The 830-nt window shown below is 44.3% G+C and carries 1 protein-coding gene and 1 rRNA gene; one reads left to right on the forward strand and one right to left on the reverse strand.

All coding sequences use genetic code 11. From position 1 onward, the window contains the following. Positions 1–156: 156 nt before the first annotated feature. Positions 157–274: ribosomal RNA gene (gene rrf / locus BKD12_RS15930) — 5S ribosomal RNA — on the forward strand. 209 nt (positions 275–483) lie between these two features. Here the strand turns inward: rrf and BKD12_RS17125 are convergent. Then, positions 484–830: hypothetical protein (locus tag BKD12_RS17125; RefSeq protein ID WP_207645182.1), on the reverse strand; the 347-nt coding region annotated here is incomplete at its 5' end.

Below are 830 nucleotides of genomic sequence, written 5' to 3' on the forward strand. Positions count from 1 at the left end.
CTTGCTTACGGAAGCGTCAGGAGCATCTGGGCTGAGGAGGAAGGCTTGAATCTAGCGAAAAGAAGCGAAGCGGATTTGAGATAGATGAAAGACTTTCCATTCACGATCAGGATAACAAAAAGATCCGAGGTTACTGTCAAAAGGACCGAAGGAACTCCTGGTGGCGATGCGCTTAGGGGCCACACCCGTACCCATCCCGAACACGATGGTTAAGCCTTAAGCGGCCGATGGTACTGCACTGGAGACGGTGTGGGAGAGCAGGTGGCTGCCAGGAACAAAAAAGAAAAAGGCAGATTCGCTGCCGAGAAAAGTTTATCATAGATACAGGCAAGGATGAGCAACAACTTATCACCGCCAACCCATACAGCAGGGCAGTGCTGTTTATGATAACGCTGGTTTTACCAGTGATCAGAGGTTTGAATGAAAGTTCAGGTTTCTGATGACTGATAAAACATCAGTCAGAAAAACAAAATATTTTAAAGCTTATGGAAGCAGGCTTCCAACGCATAAAATATTTGTTTTGCAATGTACCTTGAAAACCGCATATAAGAAATAGAAGATCAAAATATCTTGATCAAGACATCCGAGGTAATTGTTATAACAGGAAACTGTGTAATGGTTACACACTTTGAAGAAAACAAAGCAAAAAAATTGGCCGAAGACCAACGCGTGTAACGCTATACACGTGTGAGTTTTGGAAGAATACAGCGGAGGCAGCGCTTTGAAGCGGTCATCTCCAGAACGTTCCGTTCTGTCGATGTCATTTGCTTCGCAAATGTCTGCCGGATTTTTCAGCCGCAGCAGAAAATAATTTCCTGCCGCGTAAAAAA

The organism is Merdimonas faecis, from assembly GCF_001754075.1.
Lineage (GTDB): Bacteria > Bacillota > Clostridia > Lachnospirales > Lachnospiraceae > Merdimonas > Merdimonas faecis.